General features: G+C 71.8%; 16 protein-coding genes, 1 tRNA gene and 2 pseudogenes. 12 read left to right on the plus strand and 7 right to left on the minus strand.

The genetic code is table 11. From position 1 onward, the window contains the following. Positions 1-17: 17 nt before the first annotated feature. The 4 genes from BT341_RS17200 to BT341_RS17215 are packed head-to-tail and all read left to right on the plus strand — an operon-like array spanning position 18 to position 3220. Positions 18-929, plus strand: a complete 912-nt coding sequence (locus BT341_RS17200) for an acetylating acetaldehyde dehydrogenase (protein ID WP_072477270.1) — start codon at positions 18-20, stop codon at positions 927-929. Continuing rightward, positions 926-1993 carry a 4-hydroxy-2-oxovalerate aldolase gene (dmpG, locus tag BT341_RS17205; RefSeq protein ID WP_072477271.1) on the plus strand — a complete coding sequence of 356 codons (1068 nt, stop codon included), beginning with the start codon at positions 926-928 and terminating at the stop codon, positions 1991-1993. The genes BT341_RS17200 and dmpG overlap by 4 nt, the downstream gene beginning before the upstream one ends. Then, the gene (locus BT341_RS17210; RefSeq protein WP_072477272.1) at positions 1986-2255 is read left to right on the plus strand and encodes an acyl carrier protein; all 270 of its coding nucleotides are present in this window, start codon (positions 1986-1988) and stop codon (positions 2253-2255) included. Before dmpG ends, BT341_RS17210 begins: the two co-directional genes overlap by 8 nt. After that, complete coding sequence (locus BT341_RS17215; RefSeq protein ID WP_072477273.1) at positions 2255-3220, plus strand: LnmK family bifunctional acyltransferase/decarboxylase; 966 nt, start codon at positions 2255-2257, stop codon at positions 3218-3220. The genes BT341_RS17210 and BT341_RS17215 overlap by 1 nt, the downstream gene beginning before the upstream one ends. Positions 3221-3284: 64 nt before the next feature. Here BT341_RS17215 and BT341_RS17220 read toward each other — a convergent pair whose 3' ends face one another. The 3 genes from BT341_RS17220 to BT341_RS17230 are packed head-to-tail and all read right to left on the minus strand — an operon-like array spanning position 3285 to position 5744. Beyond that, positions 3285-4043: an SDR family NAD(P)-dependent oxidoreductase gene (locus BT341_RS17220; protein ID WP_072477274.1), complete on the minus strand. Its 759-nt coding sequence runs from the start codon at positions 4041-4043 to the stop codon at positions 3285-3287. Next, on the minus strand, positions 4036-5199 hold the full coding sequence (locus BT341_RS17225; protein WP_072477275.1) for a pyridoxal phosphate-dependent aminotransferase: 1164 nt from the start codon (positions 5197-5199) through the stop codon (positions 4036-4038). Before BT341_RS17225 ends, BT341_RS17220 begins: the two co-directional genes overlap by 8 nt. A 2-nt stretch (positions 5200-5201) precedes the next feature. After that, complete coding sequence (locus BT341_RS17230) at positions 5202-5744, minus strand: phosphopantetheine-binding protein (RefSeq protein ID WP_177328826.1); 543 nt, start codon at positions 5742-5744, stop codon at positions 5202-5204. A 199-nt stretch (positions 5745-5943) separates the two neighbouring features. Here BT341_RS17230 and BT341_RS17235 point away from each other — a divergent pair, with 199 nt between their 5' ends. The 4 genes and pseudogenes from BT341_RS17235 to BT341_RS47870 all read left to right on the plus strand — a co-directional run bounded on the left by BT341_RS17235 (position 5944) and on the right by BT341_RS47870 (position 11410). Further along, entirely contained in the window at positions 5944-7311 is a 1368-nt protein-coding gene (locus BT341_RS17235) for an aminotransferase family protein (protein ID WP_072477277.1), read from the plus strand. Next, a complete protein-coding gene (locus BT341_RS17240; protein WP_072477278.1) occupies positions 7308-8894 on the plus strand; it encodes a GMC family oxidoreductase in 1587 nt (528 codons plus the stop codon). The genes BT341_RS17235 and BT341_RS17240 overlap by 4 nt, the downstream gene beginning before the upstream one ends. 131 nt (positions 8895-9025) lie before the next feature. Next, positions 9026-10174 (plus strand): annotated as a pseudogene (locus tag BT341_RS46410) (epoxide hydrolase family protein); the annotation flags it as partial. A 591-nt stretch (positions 10175-10765) separates the two neighbouring features. Beyond that, positions 10766-11410, plus strand: coding sequence for a cytochrome P450 (locus tag BT341_RS47870; RefSeq protein ID WP_425426479.1), 645 nt, complete (start codon positions 10766-10768; stop codon positions 11408-11410). 650 nt (positions 11411-12060) lie between these two features. Here BT341_RS47870 and BT341_RS17250 read toward each other — a convergent pair. From BT341_RS17250 to BT341_RS17260, 3 genes and pseudogenes are all read right to left on the minus strand, one after another. Beyond that, positions 12061-12137, minus strand: a tRNA-Arg gene (locus BT341_RS17250). 1217 nt (positions 12138-13354) lie between these two features. After that, entirely contained in the window at positions 13355-13729 is a 375-nt protein-coding gene (locus BT341_RS17255; RefSeq protein ID WP_072477280.1) for a peptidase inhibitor family I36 protein, read from the minus strand. Between the two features lie 179 nt (positions 13730-13908). Next, positions 13909-14216: pseudogene (locus BT341_RS17260) on the minus strand (substrate-binding domain-containing protein). A 398-nt stretch (positions 14217-14614) separates the two neighbouring features. Here BT341_RS17260 and BT341_RS17265 point away from each other — a divergent pair. Next, the gene (locus BT341_RS17265) at positions 14615-15784 is read left to right on the plus strand and encodes a sensor histidine kinase (RefSeq protein ID WP_072477281.1); all 1170 of its coding nucleotides are present in this window, start codon (positions 14615-14617) and stop codon (positions 15782-15784) included. Here BT341_RS17265 and BT341_RS17270 read toward each other — a convergent pair. Further along, a complete protein-coding gene (locus tag BT341_RS17270; RefSeq protein ID WP_084742891.1) occupies positions 15758-16396 on the minus strand; it encodes a histidine phosphatase family protein in 639 nt (212 codons plus the stop codon). The two genes, BT341_RS17265 and BT341_RS17270, sit on opposite strands and share 27 nt — an antisense overlap. Positions 16397-16451: 55 nt before the next feature. Between BT341_RS17270 and BT341_RS17275 the strand changes: the two genes are divergently transcribed. From BT341_RS17275 to BT341_RS17285, 3 genes are all read left to right on the plus strand, one after another. Continuing rightward, positions 16452-18470, plus strand: coding sequence for a bifunctional copper resistance protein CopD/cytochrome c oxidase assembly protein (locus BT341_RS17275; protein WP_072477282.1), 2019 nt, complete (start codon positions 16452-16454; stop codon positions 18468-18470). A gap of 129 nt (positions 18471-18599) precedes the next feature. Beyond that, entirely contained in the window at positions 18600-20276 is a 1677-nt protein-coding gene (gene ettA, locus BT341_RS17280) for an energy-dependent translational throttle protein EttA (RefSeq protein ID WP_072477283.1), read from the plus strand. 16 nt (positions 20277-20292) lie between these two features. Continuing rightward, positions 20293-23136: an ATP-binding protein gene (locus BT341_RS17285; RefSeq protein ID WP_072477284.1), complete on the plus strand. Its 2844-nt coding sequence runs from the start codon at positions 20293-20295 to the stop codon at positions 23134-23136. Positions 23137-23153 lie beyond the last annotated feature (17 nt).

A 23153-nucleotide genomic window follows, 5' to 3' on the forward strand; every position in this document is an offset into this window, starting at 1 on the left:
ACGTCAGGAGTGACGAAATGACGCACAACGACGATCCGGCGGCGTCCGGCCGGCTGTCCGTGGCCGTGCTCGGCGCGGGTCTCATCGGCCTCGACCTGGTGGCCAAGGTCATCCGTTCCGAGCACCTGGACCTGGGCCTGGTCGCGGGCCGGGACGAAGCCACCGCCGGGCTGCGGCAGGCCGCCCGGCTCGGGGTGCCGGTCGCGGCGGGCGGCGTCCAGTCCCTCGTGGACGCCGAGCGTCCGTTCGACGTGGTGTTCGACGCCACCAACGCGGCGGCCCACGCCGAGCACGTGGCGAAGCTCGCGCCGTTCGGCACGCTCGTCGTCGACCTGACGCCCAGCCGCAGCGGGCCGATGATCTTCCCGACCGTCAACCGGGCGGACATCTCGGCGCACCGCGACCTCAGCATGGTCAGCTGCGGCGGCCAGGCGGCGGTGCCGATCCTGCACGCGATCGCGCAGTCCCACGAGATCGACTACGTCGAGGTCGTGACGACGGCCGCCAGCCTGAGCATCGGCCGCGGCACGCGCATGAACCTCGACGAGTACGTGGACACCACCCAGGAAGCGGTCCGCACCTTCACCGGGGTCTCGGACGTCAAGGCGATCCTCAACGTCAGCCCGGCGCGGCCGCCGGCGACCTTCCGGGTCGCCATGTCCTTGCTGGGCAAGGACCTGACGACGGAGTCGGTCCGGCCGGTGGTGACGGCGGCCGCGGCCGAAGTCCGCTCCTTCGCCCGGGGTTACGAGGTGAAGGCGTGCAGCGCCGACGACGGCAAGGCGTTCATCGCCGTGGAGGTCACCTCGCACGGCGACCGCATTCCCCGGTACGCGGGGAACCTCGACATCATCAACTCCGCCGCGCTGCTGGTCGCGGAGAGCTACGCGGCGGACCGGCTCCCGATGGCAGGCGTGGTGAACTCATGACCGAGGCAACGAGCCCGGACGTCGCGGCGGGCAAGCCGATCCTGATCCACGACCCGAGCCTGCGCGACGGCCACCACGCCGTCCGGCACAGCCTCGGCGCGGAGCAGCTGCGCGCCTACGCGCTGGCGGCCGACGCCGCGGGCATCCCGGTGGTCGAGGTCGGCCACGGCAACGGCCTGGGCGCATCTTCGCTCCAGGTCGGCCGCGCCCGGCTCAGCGACGACGAGATGCTGTCGATCACCAGGGAAGCACTGACCACCAGCAAGCTCGGCGTGTTCATGCTGCCCGGCTGGGGTTCGATCGCCGACCTGGACAACGCCATTTCCCGCGGCGTCGACCTGGTGCGCATCGGCACCCACTGCACGGAGTCGAGCCTGGCCGAACGGCACCTCGGGTACCTGCGCGAGCGGGATGTCGAGGCGCACGCCGTGCTCCTGATGAGCCACATGGCGAGCGCAGAGCAGCTCGCCGAGCACTGCGCGCGCCTGGCCGGGTTCGGCGCGACCGGGGTGGGCATCATGGACTCGGCGGGGCACTACCTGCCCGCCGACGTCACCGAGCGCGTCACGGCCATGTGCGCCGCGGTCGACGTGCCCGTGATGTTCCACGGGCACAACAACCTCGGCATGGCGGTGGCGAACTCGATCGCGGCGGCCGACGCCGGAGCGTCCATTTTGGACGCCTGTGCACGCGGTTTCGGCGCCGGCGCGGGCAACACCCAGCTCGAGGTCCTCGTGCCGGTGCTCGAACGCGTGGGGTACCGCACCGGCATCGACCTGTACCGGCTGCTGGACGCGGCCGACGTCGCCGAGCGCGAGCTGATGCCCGCGCCGCCCACCGTCGACTCCCTGTCCATCGTCAGCGGCCTGGCCGGCGTGTTCTCCGGTTTCAAGACCCGGGTGCTCGACATCTCCGCCCGCGAAGGCGTCGACCCGCGCGACGTCTTCTTCGAGCTCGGCCGGCGCCAGGCGGTCGCCGGCCAGGAGGACCTCATCGTGGACGTGGCGCTCGCCCTGCGCGGATCCGCCACGGGCACCGCCGACAGGAGGGCAAGCCGTGTATGAAGTGCTCAAGCGCATCCTGGTGGATGACCTCTACCTGCGGACGGAGGACATCACCCCGGCGGCGGGCTGCGCCGAGGTGGGGCTGGACTCCCTGACCGCGGCGGAGCTTTCGGGCGTGCTGAGCGACCGGCTCGGCATCGAGATCCACGACTACGAGCTGCTGGAGCTGGCCACGGTCGGGGACGTCGCGCGGCTGATGGCCCAACGTCACCCCGCCGCCGGTCCCGCCGGAGCCGCGGCCCGGCCGACGGTGGTGAACTGATGCCGGAGAACAGCACGACGGACGCCGTCCGCATGCCGGACGAAAGCTCCCTGTCCCGGCGGGTCGTGGTGTCCCCGGGCATGTGCAGCGGCGGGTCGCTCGTCTTCGGCCGTATCGGGGACTGGACGTGGGAGGCGGTGGCCGCGGCCTGCCGCACCAACGTGCACGCGGCGCGCACGGCGGACGGGCAGCCCGCCTACCTGTCCTTCTACTACTACCGGGTGCGCGGCGGGAAGACCATCCACCCGCACGGCCTGACGTTCGGCGACGAGCTCCGGGTGAGCTCGCGGGTGTTCCAGTTCGGCAGCCAGTCGGTGCTCACGCTGCACCGGCTCGCGCCGGCCGACCTCGGGCTGGCCGACACGCCGCTGGATCCGGCGGAGGTGTACGACGACCCGCACCCGGACTGCATGTACGCCGAGAACTTCAACCGCTGGATCGCGCGCAGCCGACCGGACAGCAACCGCAGCCTCGCCCGGACCTCGCCCCCCGACTTCGCGTTCGCCGACCTGCCGCGCCTGCCGAACCAGTACTCGCCGCGCACGCTCGTCGGCCGGGCCCGCGAGGCGGAGGGGTTCTGCGCTCCCGCCCCGCCGGGTTTCGCCGTGGCCGGTCCCGAGCACACCTTCGAGTACACATTGGACGTCACACGGGACATCAACGGCGCGGGCCTGGTGTACTTCGCCTCCTACTTCTCCATCTTCGACACCGCGCTGCTGCGCCTGTGGCGCTCGTTCGGCCGCACCGACGAGCAGTTCCTGCGCCGCCGGGTCATCGACCAGAAGGTGGGCTACTTCGGCAACGCCGACCCCGGCGCGGTGTTCACCATCACGGTCCGGAACTGGCGGAACGCGACCCGGCCGGAAACCGAGATCGCCGACATGGCGCTGCGCGACGCCACCACCGGCCGGCTGCTCGCCGTCACCGCCATCGAGATCGAGGCGGGCAAGGCGCCGTCGGCTTAGGCCGTCCGGCACACGCGGCAACGGGCCGCCCGGCGATCGCCGGGCGGCCCGTTCGCTTCGGTCACTACCGCAGGTAGGAAGCGCCGTTCAGGTCGAGGATCGTGCCACTGGCCCACTCGGCCTGCGCGGAGGCCAGGTAGAACACGCCCGCGGCGATCTCGGCCGGCTCGGCGACCCGGCCGAACGGGCTCTGTGCCCGGATCGCGTCGCCGGACGGCGGCTTGAGGTGCTCGGTGGTCATGTCCGTCGCGACGAACCCGGGGGCCACCGCCGAAACCGAGATCCGGTACGGCGCGAGCGCGAGCGCCAGCGACTGGGTCAGCGAGTTCAGTCCCGCCTTGCTGGCTCCGTAGGCCGGCACGTCCGGCTCGCCGCGGAAGGCGCCCCGCGACGTGACGTTGACGATCCGGCCGCCGCGCTCCTTCAGGTGCCGGACCGCACACCAGGTCACGTTGGCCGCGCCGATCAGGTTGACCCCCAGCGTGGTCCGCCACTGCTCCTGCCAGACCGCGTAGCCGACCTCGGTGATCGGGTGCGCGGTGAAGACGCCGGCGTTGTTGACGAGGACGTCGAGACCGCCCAGCTGCCCGGCGGCCGAGTCCACCGCCGCCGGCAAGGCCTCGCTGTCCAGCAGGTCGGCCTCGACGACGACGTGTCCACCGCCCTCGAGCCCGGCCACGAGGTCGGCGGCCGCGGTGGCCGGCACCCGGTCCAAGATCGCCACCCGGTCACCGGCCGCGGCGAACCGCTTCGCGATGGCCCACCCGATGCCCCGGGCCGCCCCGGTCACGAGGACCGCACGTCCGGTTTCGTTCTCAACCATGGAGGAAGTCCCCGCTCGCCAGTCGGTCGACAGCTTCGGCCAGTACGTCGTCCGGAACGGAGAAGCAGGCCCGCACGTACGGACGATCCGGTGGGTTCAGGTAGAACGCCTCGCCGGGGACCGTGCCGACGAGGCCGTTCTCCAGCAGCCGCTCGGCCGCCGCCACCCCGCTGGGCACGCCCATCCGCGAGCAGTCGACGAACAGGTAGTAGGCGCCTTCCGGTTCGTTGGGCGACAGTCCCGCGGCGGCGAAACCTTCCGCCAGCAGCCGGCGCTTCCGGTCGTACATCGCGCGGAAGCCGCGGTAGTAGTCGTCGTCGAGGTTCAGCGCCCGCGCGCCGAGCGCCTGCAGCGGTGCCGGCGCGCAGACCACCAGCGAGTCGGCGGCGATCCGGATCGCGCCGATCAGCCGTTCCGGGCCGCAGGCGTAGCCCAGCCGCCAGCCGGGAACGCTGAACGACTTTCCCAGCGACCCCAGGGTCACCGTTCGCTCGGCGAGACCGCCGACGGTCGCCGCGGCGAGGTGCGGGTCCGGGCCGAAGTAGATGTCTTCGTAGACCTCGTCGGTGATGACGAGCAGATCGTGTTCTTCGGCGACGGCCGAGACGATCTTCAGCTCCGCCGCGGTGAGCCGGCGCCCGGTGGGGTTGTTCGGCGTGCAGACGATCATCGCCCGCGTCCGCTCGGTGATCGCCGCCCGCAGCGACTCCTCGGCGATCCGGAAGCCCGGCCCGGTGAGCCGGACCGGTTCCGGGCGCAGGTTCAGGACTTGCAGCGAGGAAAGGTAGTAGCTGTAGAAAGGTTCGAACAGGACGACGCCGTCACCCGGGTCGAGCAGGGCGGTGAGCGTCGCCATGAGCGCGCCGGTGGCACCGACCGTGGCCAGGACCTGAGTGGTGGGTTCGACGCTGAGCCCGCTGGACCGCTTCAGCTTGCCGGCGACGGCTTCGCGGAAGACGGCGAGGCCTTCGGGCTGGCTGTAGGAGTGCCCGACGGTTTCGAACTCGCGCGCGCCCTCCGCCAGCAGCGAAGCGGGCGGCGGCACCTGGCTGAGTCCCTGGGCGAGGTTGAGCGCGCCGAGTTCCTGGCAGCGCACCGTCATGGCGCCGAGGGCGGACTGCTGCAGGCCCCGCATCCGCGTGGCGACCTTGGCCATCGTCAGCCTCCGTTGGTGCTCAGCCGGTCCAGCAGCTCGTCGAGCTCCGCGACGGTGGGCGCGTCGAACAGTTCGTTCATCGAGATCTCCAGGCCGACCTCCGGCCCGACGCGGCTCGCGATCAGCATGGCGTCGATCGATTCGCCGCCCATGATGAAGAAGTCGTCGTCGACACCGCACCGGGTCCGGGACAGCACTTCGGCGAAGATCGTGCAGAGCGCTTCCTGGCGCGGGGTTTCCGGCGACCGGTAGGGGAGCAGGCCACGCAGGTCGGGCGCCGGAAGTGCCTGCGGCTGCGGCGTTCCTCCGGCGTCGAGGGGGATCGAGTCGACGGTGATGATGGCGGCCGGCACCGCGCCGCCCGGCAGCGTCTTGCGGACGTACTTGTGCAGTGCGGCCAGGTCGAGCCCGGGACCGCTGGGCACGACGTAGGCCACCAGGACCTCGCCGGCGGGTTCCTGGACATGGGTCAGGACCGCGACGTCCGCGAGTTCCGGGTACGCGGCCAGCACGTCTCGCACGTCCTGGATCGCAGTAACAGCCATCAGCCGCTCACCTTCCGTTCGGGCTCCGGGAAGTCTGCCCAGTCCACCTTCGCAGGGGCGGGCGCGCCGGAAACCTTCTCCGTTGCGGAGGTTCGCCGCCCGGCTCGGCAACTCAAGAGATGCCCGCCGCGGACATCGGGCGCGATGCTGCTCCGAGCGGAAATTCGCGATTCGCGACTCGCGTAATAGGAGCGGCACTGTGACCATTCTGCCCGAACTGCCGAAGTTCTCGGCCGTTCAATTGCGAAAGCTCGATCTCCAGCACGTCATCCACCCGCACCAGCAGGCCGCGAAGACCGAGCGCTGCGTCATCGTGCGCGGCCGGGGATGCACCGTCTGGGACGCCGAGGGCAACGAGTACCTCGACGCGACCGGCTCGGCGAACTGGCTGGCGCAGGTGGGACACGGCCGCCGCGAGCTCGTGGCGGCGGCCGCCGAGCAGATGAGCGAGCTCGCCTACTTCACCAGCTGGGACGTCTTCACGAACGACAAGGCGGTTCAGCTGGCCACCCGGCTGGCGGAGCTCGCGCCGGCCGGTCTCGAGCGGGTGTTCTTCACCTCCGGCGGCTCGGAAAGCGTCGAGACGGCGGTCAAGGCCGCGCGCCTGTACCACCACCGGCGCGGCGAGCCGGACCGGACGTGGATCATCGGACGGCACTTCGGCTACCACGGCTCCACCTACGGCAGCGGCAGCATCACCGGCCTGCCGCCCATGCAGGCGGAGGTCGGACCGGCGCTCCCGCACATCGAGAAGGTCAGCGCCCCCGCGTTGTACCGGGCTGCCGAGCTGTACGGCGACCAGGACCCGACCGACTTCCTGATCGACGAGCTGGCGCGGACCATCGACCGGCTCGGGCCGCAGAACATCGCCGCCATGATCGGCGAGCCGGTGATGGGCGGTGGCGGAGGCATCCTCGTCCCACCCGCCGGCTACTGGCCCCGCGTGCGGGAGCTGCTCAGCCGCCACGGCATCCTGCTGATCGCCGACGAGGTGGTCACCGCCTACGGCCGCACCGGCGCCTGGTTCGACTCGGCGGAGCGCGGCATGGCCCCGGACATCATCGTCACCGCCAAGGGACTCACCAGCGGCTACGTGCCGCTCGGCGCGGTGCTGCTGACCGACGCCATCGCCGAGCAGCTGATCAGCCAGCCGTTCTTCCACGGCTTCACCTACTTCGGCCACCCGGTGGCGTGCGCCGTGGCGCTCAAGAACCTCGAGATCATCGAGGAAGAGGGCCTCAACGAGCGGTCGCTGCGGATCGGCGACTGGTTCCGTGCGGCCCTCGCGCCGGCGGCGCAGCTGCCGGTGGTCGGGGACATCCGGGTCGCGGGCGCGACGGTCGGCATCGAGCTGGTGACCGACAAGGACACCAAGGCCCCGCTGATGGCCGGCGCCGCGGCCGTCGAGCTCCGCCACGCGCACGGCGTCATCGTCCGCGACTACGGCCCGACGCTCGTGCTGAGCCCGCCGCTGGTGTTCGAGCGCGATCACGTCGACCGCACCGCGACGGCCATCATCGAGGTTCTGTCCAGGATGGACAGTGACGGCCGGCTGACGCCGCGATGAGCGCCGACGCGTCCTACGACTACGTGGTGGTCGGGGCCGGCTCCGCCGGGTGCGTGCTTGCCGGACGGCTGAGCGAGGACCCCGACGTCCGCGTCTGCCTCATCGAGGCGGGCCGGGAAGACGGCGCCGACCTCACCCGCATTCCCAGCGGTGCCGCGCTGCTCCAGCAGAGCGAGTACGACTGGGACTACGACACGAGCGAAGAGCCCTCCTGCGGCGGCCGCCGCATCTACCTTCCCCGCGGCAAGGTGCTCGGCGGCACGAGCGTGCTGAACGGGATGGTCTACGCGCGCGGCAACTCCGCCGACTACGACGGCTGGGGCCAGCCCGGCTGGACCTACCGGGACCTCTTGCCGTACTTCAAGCTGGCGGAGGACAACGAGCGCGGGGAAAGCGTCTACCACGGCACCGGCGGCCCGCTGGGCGTTTCCGACGGCTGGTACCGCAGCCCGGCCACGAGCGCGTTCGTCGCGGCCGCGCTCGAGGCGGGCTTCGCGGCCAACCCGGATTTCAGCGGCCCGACCCAGGAGGGCTTCGGGTTCTACCAGATCACCGGGCGGGCGGGTGAGCGCTGCAGTGCCGCGACCGCCTACCTGCACCCGGCGATCGACCGTCCCAACCTGACGGTCCGGACCCGCACGCTCGCCGAGCGCGTGTTCTTCGAGGACGGCCGGGCAGCCGGGGTGTCCGCGCGCGCCGGCGGCGAGCGGGTCACGATCCGGGCCACCCGCGAGGTCGTCCTGGCGGCGGGCGGTTACAACTCGCCGCAGCTGCTGATGCTTTCCGGCGTCGGCCCGGCGGATCCGCTGCGGACGGCGGGCATCCCGGTCGTGGCCGACCTGCCGATGGTCGGGCAGAACCTGCAGGACCATCCGCAGTGCTGGCTCGTGTTCACCCACTCGCTGCCGGTCAGCCTGGCCCTCGTCGGCGACCCGCGATCGGTCCGCCAGTACGAAGCGGACCGCACCGGGCCGCTGGCCTCGAACGGCCCGGAGGCGGGCGGGTTCGTGCGAACGGGCCTCAGCCCGGACCCGGACGTGCAGTTCCACGCGGTCGCCGCGAGCCTGGCCGAGAACCGCGCCGCCGGCGCGGGCCCGCACGCGTTCTCCATGGCGCCGTGCATCCTCGCGCCACGGAGCCGGGGCAGCGTGACGCTGGTGTCGGCCGACCCGACCACCAAGCCGATCATCCGGCACAACTACTTCGCCGCCAGCGCCGACTTGGACGCCATGGTGGCCGGCCTGCGGATCGGGCTGGAGATCGCCAAGCAGGACGCGCTGGCGCCGTACACCGAGACCCCGGCCCAGCTCCCGGCGTCGGACTCCGATGCCGATCTGCGTGCTTACGCGCGGCGTCATGCGCAGACCTGCTTCCATCCCGGGGGCACCTGCGCGATGGGCGAAGTCGTCGACGCGGATCTGCGCGTGATCGGCGTCGACGGGCTCCGCGTTGTCGACATGTCGGTGATGCCGACGATCGTCCGCGGCAACCCGAACGCGCCGGTCATCGCGATCGCCGAACGGGCGGCCGACCTGATCCGCGGCAAGGCGCAGACGCCGGGAGCGGCGACCGCGTCTCGATGACGCATCCGGACCGGCAATGCATGAGACGCACCGCATTCCGCGCGGAGCGAGGATGGTTGCGGGTCGGACCACGGGCACATCATTCGGACCCGATTCACATCAGCCGGAAATTGCACGGATTTGAGGCGAGCATGCAGCCGTACCGAGTCGAAATCCCGCAGGCGGCCATCGACGATCTCCGCGAGCGGCTGGCCAACACCCGCTGGCCGGAGGAACTGCCCGACGCGGGGTGGGACCGAGGCGTGCCGCTGGCCTACCTGAAGGAGCTGGCCGAGTACTGGCGCAGCTCCTACGACTGGCGCGCCACGGAAGCGGCGCTGAACCGCCACCCGCAGTTCGTCACCGAGATCGACGGCGCGCCGATCTACTTCATGCACGTCCGCTCGCCGGAGCCCGGCGCCCGCCCGCTGCTGCTGACCCACGGCTGGCCCGGCTCCGTCGCCGAGTTCCTCGACCTGGTCGGCCCGCTGTCCGACCCACGCGCCCACGGCGGCGACCCGGCCGACGCGTTCCACCTGGTGATCCCCGCGCTGCCGGGCTACGGCTTCTCCAGCCCGCTGCGCGCGACGGGCTGGGACGTCCCCCGCATCGCACTGGCCTGGGCCGAGCTGATGCGCCGTCTCGGCTACCGCGACTACCTCGCACAGGGCGGCGACGCCGGCTCGGTGATCTCCCTGGCGCTGGGCACCCTGGACCCGCAGAACTGCGCGGGGGTGCACGTCAACATGCTGATGACGTTCCCGAGCGGCGACCCGGCCGAGCTGGCCGCGCTCGGCGAGGACGACATGGGGCGCCTCGGCGTGCTCGGCAAGTTCGACCAGGAACTGTCGCCGTACATGAAGCTCATGCAGACCCGGCCGCAGACGCTGAGCTACGCGCTCACCGACTCGCCGGTCGGCCAGCTGGCCTGGATCGTCGAGCGGTTCAAGGAGTGGACCGATTCCGACAAGGTGCCCGAGGACGCGATCAGCCGCGACAAGATCCTCGACACGGTCTCGATCTACTGGCTGACCGCCACCGCCGGCACGTCCGCGCACTTCTACTACGAGGGTGCCGCCGCGGTGCGTGCCCAGGCCACCGGGCAGAAGCCGCCGCCTCCGGCCGTGCCGGTCGCGGTCGCGGTCTTCCCGCGCGACATCCTCCTGCCGATCCGCAGCTTCGCCGAGCGCGACCTGCCGACGCTCGCACGCTGGACGGAGTTCCCCCGCGGCGGCCACTTCGCCGCGCTGGAGCAGCCGGAGCTGCTCGTCGGCGACATCCGTGCCTTCGCCCGGTCCCTCGAGAGCCCGCCGGCCGGCCGGTGCCCGGTCCTGGACACGACGGGACGGGACATCCACGGCGAGGCCGCCCGCCTGCGGGCGCTGGGCCCAGCGACCCGCGTCGAACTGCCCGGCGGGGTGCTCGCCTGGTCGGTCACCCGCGCGGACGTGATCAAGAGGCTGCTCACCGACCCGAGGGTGACCAAGAGCGCCCGCAACCACTGGCCGAAGTTCATCAACGGCGAGATCCGGCCCGATTGGGAGATGATCAGCTGGGTCGCGATGGACAACATGGTCACCGCCTTCGGCAAGGACCACGTCCGGCTGCGCCGCCTGGTCGGGAAGGCGTTCACCCCCAAGCGCACGGAGGCGGTCCGCCCGCGGATCGAAGCATTGACGACCATGCTGCTCGATGGGCTCGCCGCCGGTCCGGACGAGGTCGTCGACCTGCGCGAGCGGTTCGCCTACCCGCTGCCGGCGATGCTGGTCGCCGAGCTGATCGGGATGGACGAGCAGGCCCGCGCGGCCACCGCCAAGGTGATCGACATGATGGTGGACACGACGGTCACGCCCGAGCAGGCGCAGGCCGTGCTCGCCGGCTGGCGCGGCTCGATGGCCGAGCTGATCGCGAAGAAGCGCGCCAACCCCGCGCAGGACATCACCAGCGACCTGATCGCGGCCCGCGACGAGGACGGCTCGCGGCTGTCGGAGCAGGAGCTCGCCGACACGATCTTCGCGATCCTGGGTGCCGGGTCGGAAACCACGATCAACTTCTTCGACAACGCGATCACGGCGCTGCTCACCCACCCCGGCCAGCTGGCGCTCGTCCGCTCCGGGGAAGCGACGTGGAACGACGTCATCGACGAGACGCTGCGCGTCGAGTCCCCGCTCGCCTCGCTCCCGCTGCGGTACGCGGTGGAGGACATCGACCTGGGCGAGGGTGTCACGATCCCTCAGGGCGAGCCGATCCTGGTCAACTACGCGGCGATCGGCCGCGACCCGTCCCTGCACGGCGAATCGGCGTGCGAGTTCGACATCACCCGGGCGGACAAGGAGCATTTGTCCTTCGGCTACGGCCCGCACTTCTGCCTGGGCGCGGGCATCGCCCGCCTGGTGGCGACGATCGGCCTGTCCACGTTGTTCGAGCGGTACCCCGACCTGTCGCTGGCGGTGGATCCGGCGGACCTGGAGCCGTTGTCCACCTTCATCATGAACGGTCATCGCGCCCTCCCCGTGCGCCTGAACGCAGTCGCGTAGTTCCGCGTCGCCGAGAAGGTGGCTTCTGCCGGGTACCGCAGGCAGAAGCCACCTTTCTTGCTGTGTCCATCCACAGTGGACTGCCCGGCTCATGCCGCCTCCGGCGTGGACGGCCGTGTCTCGCCGGCTGCGTCGCGCCCGGGCGGCGTCGCATCCGCAGTCCCGGCCGGCTCGATGTCGCCGGCCGAGCTGCCGGCTTCCGGTTCGGCGAGCGATCGGGTAGCGAGGTGGCGGAGCTTCAGGAGGTGTCGATGGACGAGCCCGGCCCGCCGGGCTTCGTCGAAAACGGCACGCGCGGCCCGGTTCGCCCGCCGGCGCTGCTGTCGAGGGGTGGGTCGGTGGTGCGCCACGATTGGTGTCCTCCACAGGGGTATGCCGGTTCAGGTCGGCGCGTCGAGTTGACGCGACATCGCACGGAGTAAGCGTCCGATCGCGGCGAGGGGTCGGGTAACAAGGTTGTCTCGACAAGAAATCAAAGAGGAAAGATTCCGCCACTCGGCGGCTTACGCGCTGCGGCTTCCGGCCGTGTACGCCACGGAGAAGTGGACGGCCCATCGTCCACAGTGGGACCACGCCGCAGACCGCAGCTGTGGGCCCGATCACGTGATCAGGAGGCGCCGTGCGTAGCCCGCGCACGGCGTTTTCCCTGGTGGCGCCCCCGGCAGGACTCGAACCTGCGACCTAGAGATTAGAAGGCTCTTGCTCTATCCAGCTGAGCTACGAGGGCCCGCGCCGACGGCTGCTGCCGGTCGTACCGGTTCGCCCGGCACTGGCAGCTTAGTCGTCGCCATCCTCTCGATCGTTCGACACCGGCGAATCGTTTCAGGTCTCGTTCGACGTAATTCGGAAGTCCGGCGCAGAGGCCGGCAGACCCAGGCAAAGGTGACAAGCCGGTGACGCTGAGTGCTCCTTTCGGCAGAGGTGGCCCGGCCGGCGGGGTTCCGTGACGGGCGCGAACCTGCTATCCAGAGATCAGAAGGCTCTTGCTCTGTCCACCGCAACCCGCCCCCGCGGCGGCCGACGTTCCCGCCAGGGGACCGGACCACCGGCTCATGTGGCCTGGTCGGGCTGGTCGCCGAGCCCGGGTGCTCGCTTGGTTCGCTGGCGCCCGTGCCCGGATCGGTTTGGAACCCGCGACCGAGAGATTAGAAGGCTCTGGCTGCGGCTCGGCCCGCTGATGGGCGGGCCCGGCCTGTGCTGCAGTCGGTCGTGATGCGCCAGGTCTGGGGTGTGTGGGTTCGATGGGACTTCCCCAGTCGCTGGGTGTGGTCCAACAGGCTTGCCAGGCGGTACCCGGCTGTTGAAGGTGGGGTTGGCTGAGAGCTCTAGGGCGGTGGTCACCCTTCGGTGTGCGGTCGGCTGGCGTTCTCGGGACATCCAGCCGCCAGGCGGCCTGCTGAGCGCGCCCAGGCACTGGATGTGGTCGGGGAGCTCGGGGGGCGGTGCTCGGCCGCTGGATGTGGTCTAGCGGGGCTTGCTCGGCCCCTGGAAGTGGTCGAGGAAGCCCGCGGGATTGTGCTCGGCCGCTGAGGTGGTCGAGTGTCGCTCGCCGGAGGCATCCGGCCGCTGAGGTGGTCGAGTGGCGCCGCTGGCGGCATCCGGCTGCTGAATGTGCGAGTGGGCTGGCGGCGGTGCCTGTTCCTCTGGCGGGTGGTCAGTGCCGGCTTGGAGTGGTTCCTGGGGTGTGGCGGGGCGGCGGCCGCTCGGCCACTGGCTGTGGTCGGGTGCGGCCCGCCGGGCGTTGCCCGGCTGTCGAACCGCGCCGGTTCTCCGGCCGGCCAAATCCGGCCAGAACCAACCCCGGGGAGCCCGTGGGCGCGCCCCGCCGCTGAGGCGCGCCCACGGGTGGGGCCGCTGTCGGGGGAGCGGCCCCGGTCGGGTCCGGCCGCCGCCGCGAGCCGGCTCCCCCTGGAGCGGGCGGCGGTTCGGGCCCGGGTCAGTGCGTCACTCCCAGATCTGGATCCCGCGGACCAGGAACGGCGCGTCCGGGACGAACGTGCCGCCACCCGGGTAGGTGACGAAATCTCCCTCCGTCGAGCATTCGTCGTCCTGGTACACCGTGACGTCGCGGGACATCCGGTTCACGAACGACGATCCGTCGAATCCTTCCGGCAGCGGGATGCATTCTCCCGGATTCGCGGTACGCAGATCGAAACGCTGGACCTCACCGCCGTAGTCGTTCGCCGACCACAGGCAGAATTCGCCCTTCTGGCAACCCGGATCGGACGCGGCCTGAGCCGTTCCGACGCTGGTCAGCAACCCAAGCGCGGCCAGGACGAGCAGGTGTGGCAGGCGGGAGCGGAAACGGCGTTCGGACATCGTGGAATTCCCCTCTGGAATCGCGGCTTTTCGCGGGCCGCGGTGGACTGGTGATTCCAGATTGGCGGGTGGCGGGGGATTTGTCAGCCCGCGATTCCGAATCTGTGGACAGGTTCCCGCGCGAGACGCGGTTGTCCACAGGGCCGTGGATTCCCCTTGCGGGTTCTGCCGATGTGGTGCTAGACGGGGCCCGTGCTGCGCCGCACCACGAGCGAAACCGGCACTTCCTCCGGCGGCGGCACCGAACCGGCCGCCAGCAGCCGCAGCACGAGCCCCCCGCGATCCGGCCCTTCGCCGCCAGGTTCTGCCGGACAGTCGTCAGCGGCGGGGACGGCCACGCCGCCGGCGGGCTGTCGTCGAACCCGACCACCGAAAGCTCCCCGGGCACGTCGATGCCCAGTTGTGCCGCCGCGAGCACGGCCAAAGCCAGCTGGTCGGACGTGCACAGCAGGGCCGTCGGCCGCGGGGTGGCAGCCGTCCCGAGCACGCCGGGGCGCCGAAGCCGAGCCGGGCGCCGACCGCCATCCGGTGCTGTGGCTGCTCGCCGCCGTCGCGCTCTGCTCCGTGATCGCCGAAGGCGCTGCTCGTGATGGCCGAACGTGGTCTGGTCCTGGTGCGGCTGCGCTCGCGTTCGGCGGGTTCCAGCCGGTCATGGCACTGACCCGGCCGGCGGGTTCGTGGGCGCAACGCCGGTTCGGCCCCACACGCTGCCTGGCCGCCGGCGGCCCGATTCCGTGCCGGAGCGCGGATTCCGGGCGTTGACAGCCGAAACGTCGGCGGGGCAAGCTGAGCTCGTCGTAAACTGAAATGAATGCGATGACGCGTCGATTTCAGGTCGGCTGACCAAGGTAGGGGCCTTGGTCCGGGGAGGATGTCGTGAGGGTTGTGCTGCTCGGCGGCGCGGGGGCGCTCGCCGGCGGGAGCGGGCGGTTCGGGCTTTCGCTGGTCCAGGGGGCCGTGCCGCGGCTGGTGCTGGTGCCCGTCGTGTTCCGGCTGGCGCTGTTCCTGCAGGCGGTCTGGGCCGCCGACGGGCTCGCCGCGCCGGCGCTCGGCATCGCGGTCGCGCTCTACGTCGTGCCGAACCTCCTCGAAGTCGCCTGGGTCTTCCGCCGCGGCACCGGCATCCCGGCCGTGCTCGCCGCCGACACCGCGTACACGGTCGTCAGCAGCGTCGTCGCGGCGGCGTTCGCGGCGGACGTGCCCGGCCTGCTCGCCCTGACCTGGCCGAACATCATGGGCACGGTCATGGTCTGGACCCTGCTGCGCGGCGCCCCGGCCGGCGCGGCGGCGATCGCCGCCGCGGTGCTCCTGCGGTACGGCATGGCCGCGGTGGCGGGCACGTCCGCGCCCGCGACGTGGATCCTGTTCGCCCTGCTCGCCGCGGCCGTGACGGCACTGGCAATCGTGCTGCTGGTCGCGGGCTCGATGCGGTTCGCGCTCGGGCTGGGGGAGCAGCGCGGCCGGGCCGCCGAACGGGAACGGCACCGCCGCGACGTCCACGACACCGTGCTGCAGGTGATGGAGTCGCTCGCCCTGCCGGCGCCCCGGGACGCGGTCGACCCGGTCGGCAGCCTCGACCAGGTCCGCCGCACCGCCCGCGCGCACGCCCTGCGCCTGCGGCTGAGCCTCGACGGCGACGCGCCCGCCGAGCCCGGCGGCCTCGAACACCGCCTCGGTGCCTTGGCGGTCGAGATGACGGCGGACGGCCTGCGCGTCGACCTGGTCACGCTCGCCAAGCCCGCGGAAGTACCCGAAAGTGTCGTCCACGCCCTGCACGACGCGGCCCGCGAAGCCCTGCGAAACACGCTGAAGCACGCGAAGACGACGAGAGCGGTCGTGTGCCTCGAAGAACGCGAAGGCCTCGTCACGGTGTCCGTGCGCGACCACGGGACGGGCTTCGATGTCGCCGCGCGCCCACCGGGGTTCGGCATCGAGAACTCGATCCACGCGCGGATGGCCGAAGTCGGCGGGACCGCGCGCATCCATTCCGCGCCCGGCCAGGGCACGCGCGTGGTGCTGAGCGCGCCGCTAGAGCTGCGTTTCCCCGTCGGGTGAGTCCCGCCACTGCGCGAACGGGCGGTCCAGCGCCCACTTCCCGTCCTGTTCTTCCAGGACCCGGTATTCGCAGGTGGCCGGGTTGGACAGCGACTCGAACAGCTCGATGCTCCACCCGAAGAGGCGGCGGCACAGCAGCCGCAGCGTGAGCCCGTGCGACACGATGAGCACCGTCTCCGGGTGACTTTCGTCGCGCAGCCGCAGGTCGGAGAGGAACGCCGCGACGCGGTCGTCGACGTCCGCGCCCGACTCGCCGAAGGGCAGCCGGTAGAAGAAGTGGCCGAACTCGTGCCGGCGTGCCTTCTGGATCTCCTGCTCGGCCGGGTCCTGCAGGTTGCCCCAGTCCTGCTCCCGCAGCCGCGGCTCCGGCACGATCCGCTCGCACGAAGCCCGGATGTCCAGCAGCCGCAACGTTTCCCGTGTGCGCAGGTACGGGCTGACGTAGACGGCGGGCCGCGCGCCGTCGAGCAGCCGGACGATCTCCGGTGCCACGGCGAGCGCCTCCCGCCTGCCCTTGTCCGTCAGCGGCAGTGCGTGGTCGGGGATCCGCGTGTAGGCGAGCTCGTCGACGTTGCCGAGCGACTCGGCGTGCCGCAGGAGGATCATCTTCACGGCTCCATCCTGCCCGTCACACGGGCCCGACCGGGCCGGGCATACCCTCGGTGGCGTGTCCGCGACGAAATCCGACGTCCCCACCCAGCGCCGGGCGAGCGTGCTGCCCCTGGTCGCGGTCGGCGTGCTGCTGGCCGCCGTCGTCGCGGTCGGGCTGATCGCGCTGACCGGCGGAGCCGGGTACGTCATCGCCGGCCTGCCGGACCCCGGCCTGGTCACCAAGTACGGCATCACGGTCGTGCGCGTGCTGTCCGAAGCCGCATCGGTGCTCTGCGTCGGTTCGCTGCTGCTGGCCGCGTTCCTGGTGCCGCCGCAGAAGTCCGGCACCCTCGCCCCCGAGGGCTACGGCGCACTCCGCGCGGCCGGGATCGCCGCCTGGGTCTGGTTCGGCGCGGCGCTGCTGTCGGTCGCGTTCACCGCCGCCGACACGGCCGGGAAGCCGTTCGGCGAGATCCTGGACCCGCAGACGCTGCTGGACCTCGTCGGCGCCATCGAGCAGCCCAAGGCCTGGCTGTGGACCGCGCTGATCGCCGTCCTCGTCGCGCTCGGCTGCCGGCTCGCGCTGTCCTGGGGCTGGACGGCGGTGCTGTTCTTCCTGGCCGTCGGCGGGCTCGTGCCGGTCGCGGTCACCGGGCACTCCGCCAGCGGCGGCTCGCACGACGTCGCCACCAACAGCCTGCTGTTCCACCTCGTCGCCGCGTCGTTCTGGGTCGGTGGCCTGGTCGCCGTCCTCGCGCTGGGCTACCGGCGCGGCAGCCACCTGAGCCTCGCCGCGCAGCGGTTCTCGAAGCTGGCGCTGGTGTGCTGGATCGTGATGGCCATCTCCGGCGTGGTCAACGCGCTGGTCCGCATCGGCCTGAACGACCTGTTCACCACCGACTACGGCCTCCTCGTCGTGGCCAAGACGGTCGCGCTGCTGCTGCTCGGCGTCTTCGGCCACCAGCAGCGGCAGAAGGGCGTCGCGGACCTCGTCGACGGCAAGGGCGGCCGGCAGCTGCTGCGCCTGGCCGCGGTCGAGATCCTGATCATGTTCGTGACGATCGGGATCGCCTCCGGGCTGGCCAGGACGCCACCGCCGGCCGACGCGGTCACCCAGCCGTCGACCACCGAGCTGCTGATCGGCTACGACCTCGACGGGCCGCCGACGGTGTGGCGGCTGCTCTTCGACACCCGCTTCGACCTCGTCTACGGCACGCTCGCGCTGGTCCTCGGCGGCCTGTACCTCGCCGGGGTCCGGCGGCTGCTGCGCCGCGGCGACACCTGGCCGGTCGGCCGCACGGTCGCCTGGATCGCCGGCTGCGTGGTGCTGCTGATCGCGACGTCGTCGGGCATCGGCCGGTACGCCCCGGCGATGTTCAGCGTCCACATGGGCAACCACATGCTGCTGTCGATGGTGGCGCCGGTGCTGTTCGTGCTCGGCGGCCCGGTGACGCTCGCCCTGCGCGCCCTGCCCGCCGCGGGCAAGGACACCCCGCCGGGCCCGCGCGAGTGGCTCGTCGCCTTCGTGCACTCCCCGGTGTCGCGCTTCCTCACCCACCCGGTGGTCGCGCTGCTGCTGTTCGTCGGCTCGTTCTACGCGCTGTACTTCTCCGGCCTGTTCGACAACGCCCTGAACTACCACTGGGCGCACCTGGCGATGAACGCACACTTCCTGCTCGCCGGGTACGTCTTCTACTGGCCGGTGATCGGCGTCGACCCCGCGCCGCGGCGGATCCCGTACCTCGGCAGGCTCGGCATGATGTTCGCCGCGATGCCGTTCCACGCGTTCTTCGGCGTCATCCTGATGAGCAAGCAGACGGTCATCGGGCAGGCGTTCTACAGCCAGCTGCACCTGCCGTGGGTGTCGGACCTGCTCACCGACCAGCGGCTCGGCGGGGGCATCGCCTGGGCGTCGGGCGAGATCCCGGTGCTGCTCGTGCTGATCGCGCTGCTGGTGCAGTGGTCGCGCCAGGACGAGCGGGAGGCGAAGCGGCGGGACCGGCGCGAGGCGGCGACCGGCGACGAGGAGCTGACGGCCTACAACGCGATGTTGAAGAACCTCGCCGAAGGCAAGCGACCCTCGGGTTCCAGTTGAGGTTGAGCCCGCGTCCGGATGGCGGGAAAACCGCGGTTTCGGTGCTCCGCCGTGATCTCGGGCTGACTTTCGGTAGTCCGACGGTGACCGGCGTCAAGTCGCGATCAGGTGCGCTCTACGATCGTGGGCATGGCCGAGTTCATCTACACCATGAAGAAGGTGCGCAAGACCGTCGGGGACAAGGTCATCCTCGACGACGTCAGCACCGCGTTCTACCCCGGCGCCAAGATCGGCGTGGTCGGGCCGAACGGTGCCGGTAAGTCCACCGTTCTCAAGATCATGGCGGGGATCGAGCAGGCCAGCAACGGCGAAGCGTTCCTCCAGCCCGGCGCCACCGTCGGCATCCTCATGCAGGAGCCGGAGCTCAACGAGGACAAGACGGTCCGCGAGAACGTCGAGGAGGGCCTCGGCGACATCAAGGTCAAGCTCGACCGCTACAACGAGGTCCTCAAGCTGATGGAGACCGACTACAGCGAAGAGCTGCTCGAGGAGATGGGCAAGCTCCAGGAGGAGCTCGACCACGCCGACGCCTGGGAGCTCGACTCGACCGTCGAGCAGGCCATGGACGCGCTGCGCTGCCCGCCGCCGGACGAAGGCGTCTCCCACCTCTCCGGTGGTGAACGCCGCCGCGTCGCCCTGTGCAAGCTGCTGCTGTCGGCGCCCGACCTGCTGCTGCTCGACGAGCCCACCAACCACCTGGACGCCGAGAGCGTCCTGTGGCTGGAGCAGTTCCTGGCCCGCTACGCCGGTGCCGTGCTGGCGGTCACCCACGACCGGTACTTCCTCGACAACGTCGCGCAGTGGATCATGGAGCTCGACCGCGGCCACGTCGTCGGTTACGAGGGCAACTACTCGACGTACCTGGAGAAGAAGCGCGAGCGCCTCGAGGTCCAGGGCAAGAAGGACGCGAAGCTGGCCAAGCGGCTGAAGACCGAGCTGGAGTGGGTGCGGTCCAACGCCAAGGCGCGCCAGACGAAGTCCCGCTCGCGTCTCGAGCGCTACGAGGAGATGGCCGCGGAGGCGGACAAGCACCGCAAGCTCGACTTCGAGGAGATCCAGATCCCGCCGGGCCCGCGGCTGGGCAACGTCGTGGTCGAGGTCGAGAAGCTGCGCAAGGGCTTCGACGACCGCGTGCTCATCGACGGCCTGTCGTTCAACCTGCCGCGCAACGGCATCGTCGGCGTGATCGGCCCGAACGGCGTCGGCAAGACGACGCTGTTCAAGACCATCGTCGGGCTCGAGGAGCCGGACGACGGCGTGGTCAAGATCGGCGAGACGGTCAAGCTGTCCTATGTGGACCAGTCGCGTGCGGGCATCGACCCGGAGAAGACGGTCTGGGAGGTCGTCTCGGACAAGCTCGACTACATCCACGTCGGGCAGACCGAGATGCCGTCGCGCGCGTACGTGTCGGCGTTCGGGTTCAAGGGCCCGGACCAGCAGAAGCCGGCGGGCGTGCTCTCCGGTGGCGAGCGCAACCGGCTCAACCTGGCGCTGACGCTCAAGCAGGGCGGGAACCTGATCCTGCTCGACGAGCCGACCAACGACCTGGACGTCGAGACGCTGGGCTCGCTGGAGAACGCGCTGGAGCAGTTCCCCGGCTGCGCCGTGGTCATTTCGCACGACCGGTGGTTCCTCGACCGGGTCGCGACGCACATCCTCGCCTGGGAAGGCACCGACGAGAACCCCGCGCAGTGGTTCTGGTTCGAAGGCAACTTCGAAGGGTACGAGAAGAACAAGGTCGAGCGCCTCGGCGCCGAGGCGGCCCGGCCGCACCGTGTCACCCATCGCAAGCTGACCCGCGACTGAGGGGGCGGGTTTCCCCGTGGAAGCCAGCGAACAGCACCGGACGGGCCCGTCCTCCCGCGTGGCGGGCGGGCGTCCCGCGCATGCCGGGGAAACCCTCTCCGCAGTCGGCAGGCTGATCGAACGCGCGGACGCGCTGCACCTGCGGGCGCCCGAGCTCGCGCTGGTCCTCGGCGAGCGAGCGGCCGCGCTGGCCGAAGCCGCCGGGGCCGACGAGCAGTGGATCCGCGCGGAGAGCCTGGTCGTGTCCTCGCGCGTCCGGCTCGGCGAGCGGCCGGGCACGGTCGGCCGAGCGGTCGCGGCACTGCGCGCGGCCGAGCACGCCGGTTACGGCGACATCGCCGCCCGGCTGCGCATCGACCTCGCCGTGTGCGCCCGCAGCCTGGGCGTGCCGCTGACCGGGCTCGCCGCGCTGCGGCCGGTCCTGACCGACCCCGTCGTCTCGCCGGTGCACCGGGCGGCCGCGTTGTGCCACCTCGTCGGCTGCCTCGGGCTGATCGGACGGAAGGCGGAGCTGGACCGGGTGCTCGTGGAGGCGGACAAGCTGGTCCTCGGCGACGACTCCTTGGGCGCCGACACCCAGCTGCTGGTGCGGGCGTTGCTGCGCGTCGGCACGGCCGCGCACCGGCGCCGCCACGGAGACCTGACGGCGGCGGCCGACGCGGCCCGCACCGGCCTCGGCTTCCTGGAGAAGCTCGACAACCCGGCCGACGACGGCGGTCTCGTCCGGATCCGGCTGGTGCTGCTCCTGGTGAGCACGCTGCTGGACCGTGGCGACACGGAAATGGCGTACGAGATCGCGGAGCCGATGCTGGCCGAGCCGGTACGGGCGGCGGGTGTCGCGCCGATGGGCTGGCTCAGGTTGGCGGTCGCGACGAGGATTCATTTGCCGGCGGGCGCGGGCGAGGCAGCGACCGAGCTGGTCCGCGAAGCCGTGGCGAGCACGGAGCGGCACGGGCTGGCGGCGGTCACGGCGCGGTTGTGGCTGGAGCTGGCGCAGCTGCAGGAGCGGTTCGGCCAGGCGGAGGAGGCCATCGCGTGCCTGTACCGCTCCCGGGCGGCGGAGCAGCTGCACGCGCGGGCCCGGCGGCAGGCGTGCAGCGTCCTGGCGGGCGAGTTCGGCACGGGCGAACCGGCGTCGGTGGACCTGGACGAGGTGCTGAAGGCGGTGCCGTCCCGGCCGGTCCCGATGGTGGCGGACGAGCCGGCCTCCCCGCCGGCGTCGCCGGTCTGGTCGTTCGGCCGCGAAGAAGCGGCGAAGCCGGGGCCGGCATGGTCGTTCGAGCGCCCGCGGGTGACGGCCGACGTGGCCGAGACCGCGGTGATGCCGGCGGTGCGGGCGGAACCGGCGGAACCGCGGGGGCGCCGGGAGCCGGTGGTGGTCGAGCGACGCCCGGAGCCCCGCACGCCACGGCCGGAGCCGATCGAGGTCCGTGCCGAGCACCGCTTGGGGGCGGCGGAGGTCGGGCCCCCGGGTGAAGTGCGCTCCGAGCGGCGCTCGGGCGCTGCGGAAATTGGGGCTGGGTCGTCGCGCAGGGCGGAGCCGGAGTTTCGGTCCGAGTCGGTTGAGGTGCGGTCCGAGCGGCACTCGGCGGCTGCTGAGGTCGGATCTTGGTCGTTGCGCCGGCCGGAGCCGGAGTATCGGCCGGAACCGGTCGAGGTGCGGTCCGAGCGGCACTCGGCGGCTGCTGAGGTCGGATCTTGGTCGTCGCGCCGGGTAGAGCCGGAGTTTCGGCCGGAACCGGTCGAGGTGCGGTCCGAGCGCCGGTCGGAGCCGGAGTTCCGGCCGGAGCGCCGGGTAGAGCCGGGATTCAGGTCGGCGTCGGTTGAGGCGGGCTCTGAGCGCCGGTCGGAGCGGGAGTTCCGGCCGGAGTCGGTCGAGGTGCGGTCCGAGCCGGAGTTCCGGCCGGAGTCGGCTGAGGGGCGGTCCGGGCGCCGGGCGGAGCCCGAGTTTCGCTCGCAGCCGCTCGAGGCGCGTTCCGGACGTCGGGCGGAGCCGGATGATGTGCGGCCCGGGCGTCGGGCGGAGCAGGAGTTCCGGTCCGAATCGGCTGAGGCGGGCTCGGAGGCCGGGGCGCGGCGGGCCGAGCCGGAGCGTCGGGTCGAGGCGAGCGAGGCGCGTCCGGCGTCGCGCCGCCGGGAGGCGCCGGCCGAAGCCGAGCCGAGCGACACCGGGAAGACCAAGTTCTCCTGGGCCGCGCTGGCCGAGCAACGGCTGCGGGAGACCGCCGCCGAACGCGAGTCGGCGCCCCCGCGCGTCACGCCTGCCCTGCCCCTCGCGCCCGAGCCCGCCGCCGAGCGGGAGCCGTGGGAAGAGCGGCGGGAACCGCAGCCGTCGACGCGTCACGACGCCGAGCACGGCTCCGTGGCCGCCCGGTCGGTGCTGGACCGCCTGGGGATCTCGCCGTCGGGCGGCACGGGCGGCGGCCGTCGCCGGGCCGAGGACGCCGAGGCGCGCGCCGAGGAACCGGCCCGTCCCGAGCCGGAACTGGCCCCGCCACCGCGGCCGGAGGACGAGCCGCCCTCGGTGCCGGACTACCGCGACGAAGCCGAGCCCTGGCTGCCGCGGCTGCGGATGCCACCGTCGCTGGAGCCGATGGAGGACTTCGGCCACTGGACCCCGGCGACGGCCCCGTTCCCGGAGAGCTACGCCCGAGCCATCGCGGAGGACGAGCCCCCACCGGACGCGGGCCTGGCCGACCTGCTGGCCCGCGCGCTGGCAGAGCACCAGGCGGGCACAGCGAGCGCGGCGGCGCTGGTGAAGCAGCTGGGCTCGCAGGACACGGGCCGCCGCAACGGCCACGGCCGGAACGGTCACGGAGCGGAAGTCCCGGACTCCCGCCGCCACGGCACACCGGACTGACGTGGCGGCGGAGCCGT

Origin of the sequence: Amycolatopsis australiensis (assembly GCF_900119165.1) — a bacterium.
In the GTDB taxonomy this organism is placed as follows: domain Bacteria; phylum Actinomycetota; class Actinomycetes; order Mycobacteriales; family Pseudonocardiaceae; genus Amycolatopsis; species Amycolatopsis australiensis.

Coding starts and splice junctions, on each gene's coding strand:
- BT341_RS17200 (WP_072477270.1), top strand. CDS start 18: ATGACGCACAACGACGATCCGGCGGCGTCCGGCCGGCTGTCCGTGGCC.
- dmpG (WP_072477271.1), top strand. CDS start 926: ATGACCGAGGCAACGAGCCCGGACGTCGCGGCGGGCAAGCCGATCCTG.
- BT341_RS17215 (WP_072477273.1), top strand. CDS start 2,255: ATGCCGGAGAACAGCACGACGGACGCCGTCCGCATGCCGGACGAAAGC.
- BT341_RS17220 (WP_072477274.1), bottom strand. CDS start 4,043: ATGGTTGAGAACGAAACCGGACGTGCGGTCCTCGTGACCGGGGCGGCC.
- BT341_RS17225 (WP_072477275.1), bottom strand. CDS start 5,199: ATGGCCAAGGTCGCCACGCGGATGCGGGGCCTGCAGCAGTCCGCCCTC.
- BT341_RS17230 (WP_177328826.1), bottom strand. CDS start 5,744: ATGGCTGTTACTGCGATCCAGGACGTGCGAGACGTGCTGGCCGCGTAC.
- BT341_RS17240 (WP_072477278.1), top strand. CDS start 7,308: ATGAGCGCCGACGCGTCCTACGACTACGTGGTGGTCGGGGCCGGCTCC.
- BT341_RS47870 (WP_425426479.1), top strand. CDS start 10,766: ATGGCCGAGCTGATCGCGAAGAAGCGCGCCAACCCCGCGCAGGACATC.
- BT341_RS17255 (WP_072477280.1), bottom strand. CDS start 13,729: ATGTCCGAACGCCGTTTCCGCTCCCGCCTGCCACACCTGCTCGTCCTG.
- ettA (WP_072477283.1), top strand. CDS start 18,600: ATGGCCGAGTTCATCTACACCATGAAGAAGGTGCGCAAGACCGTCGGG.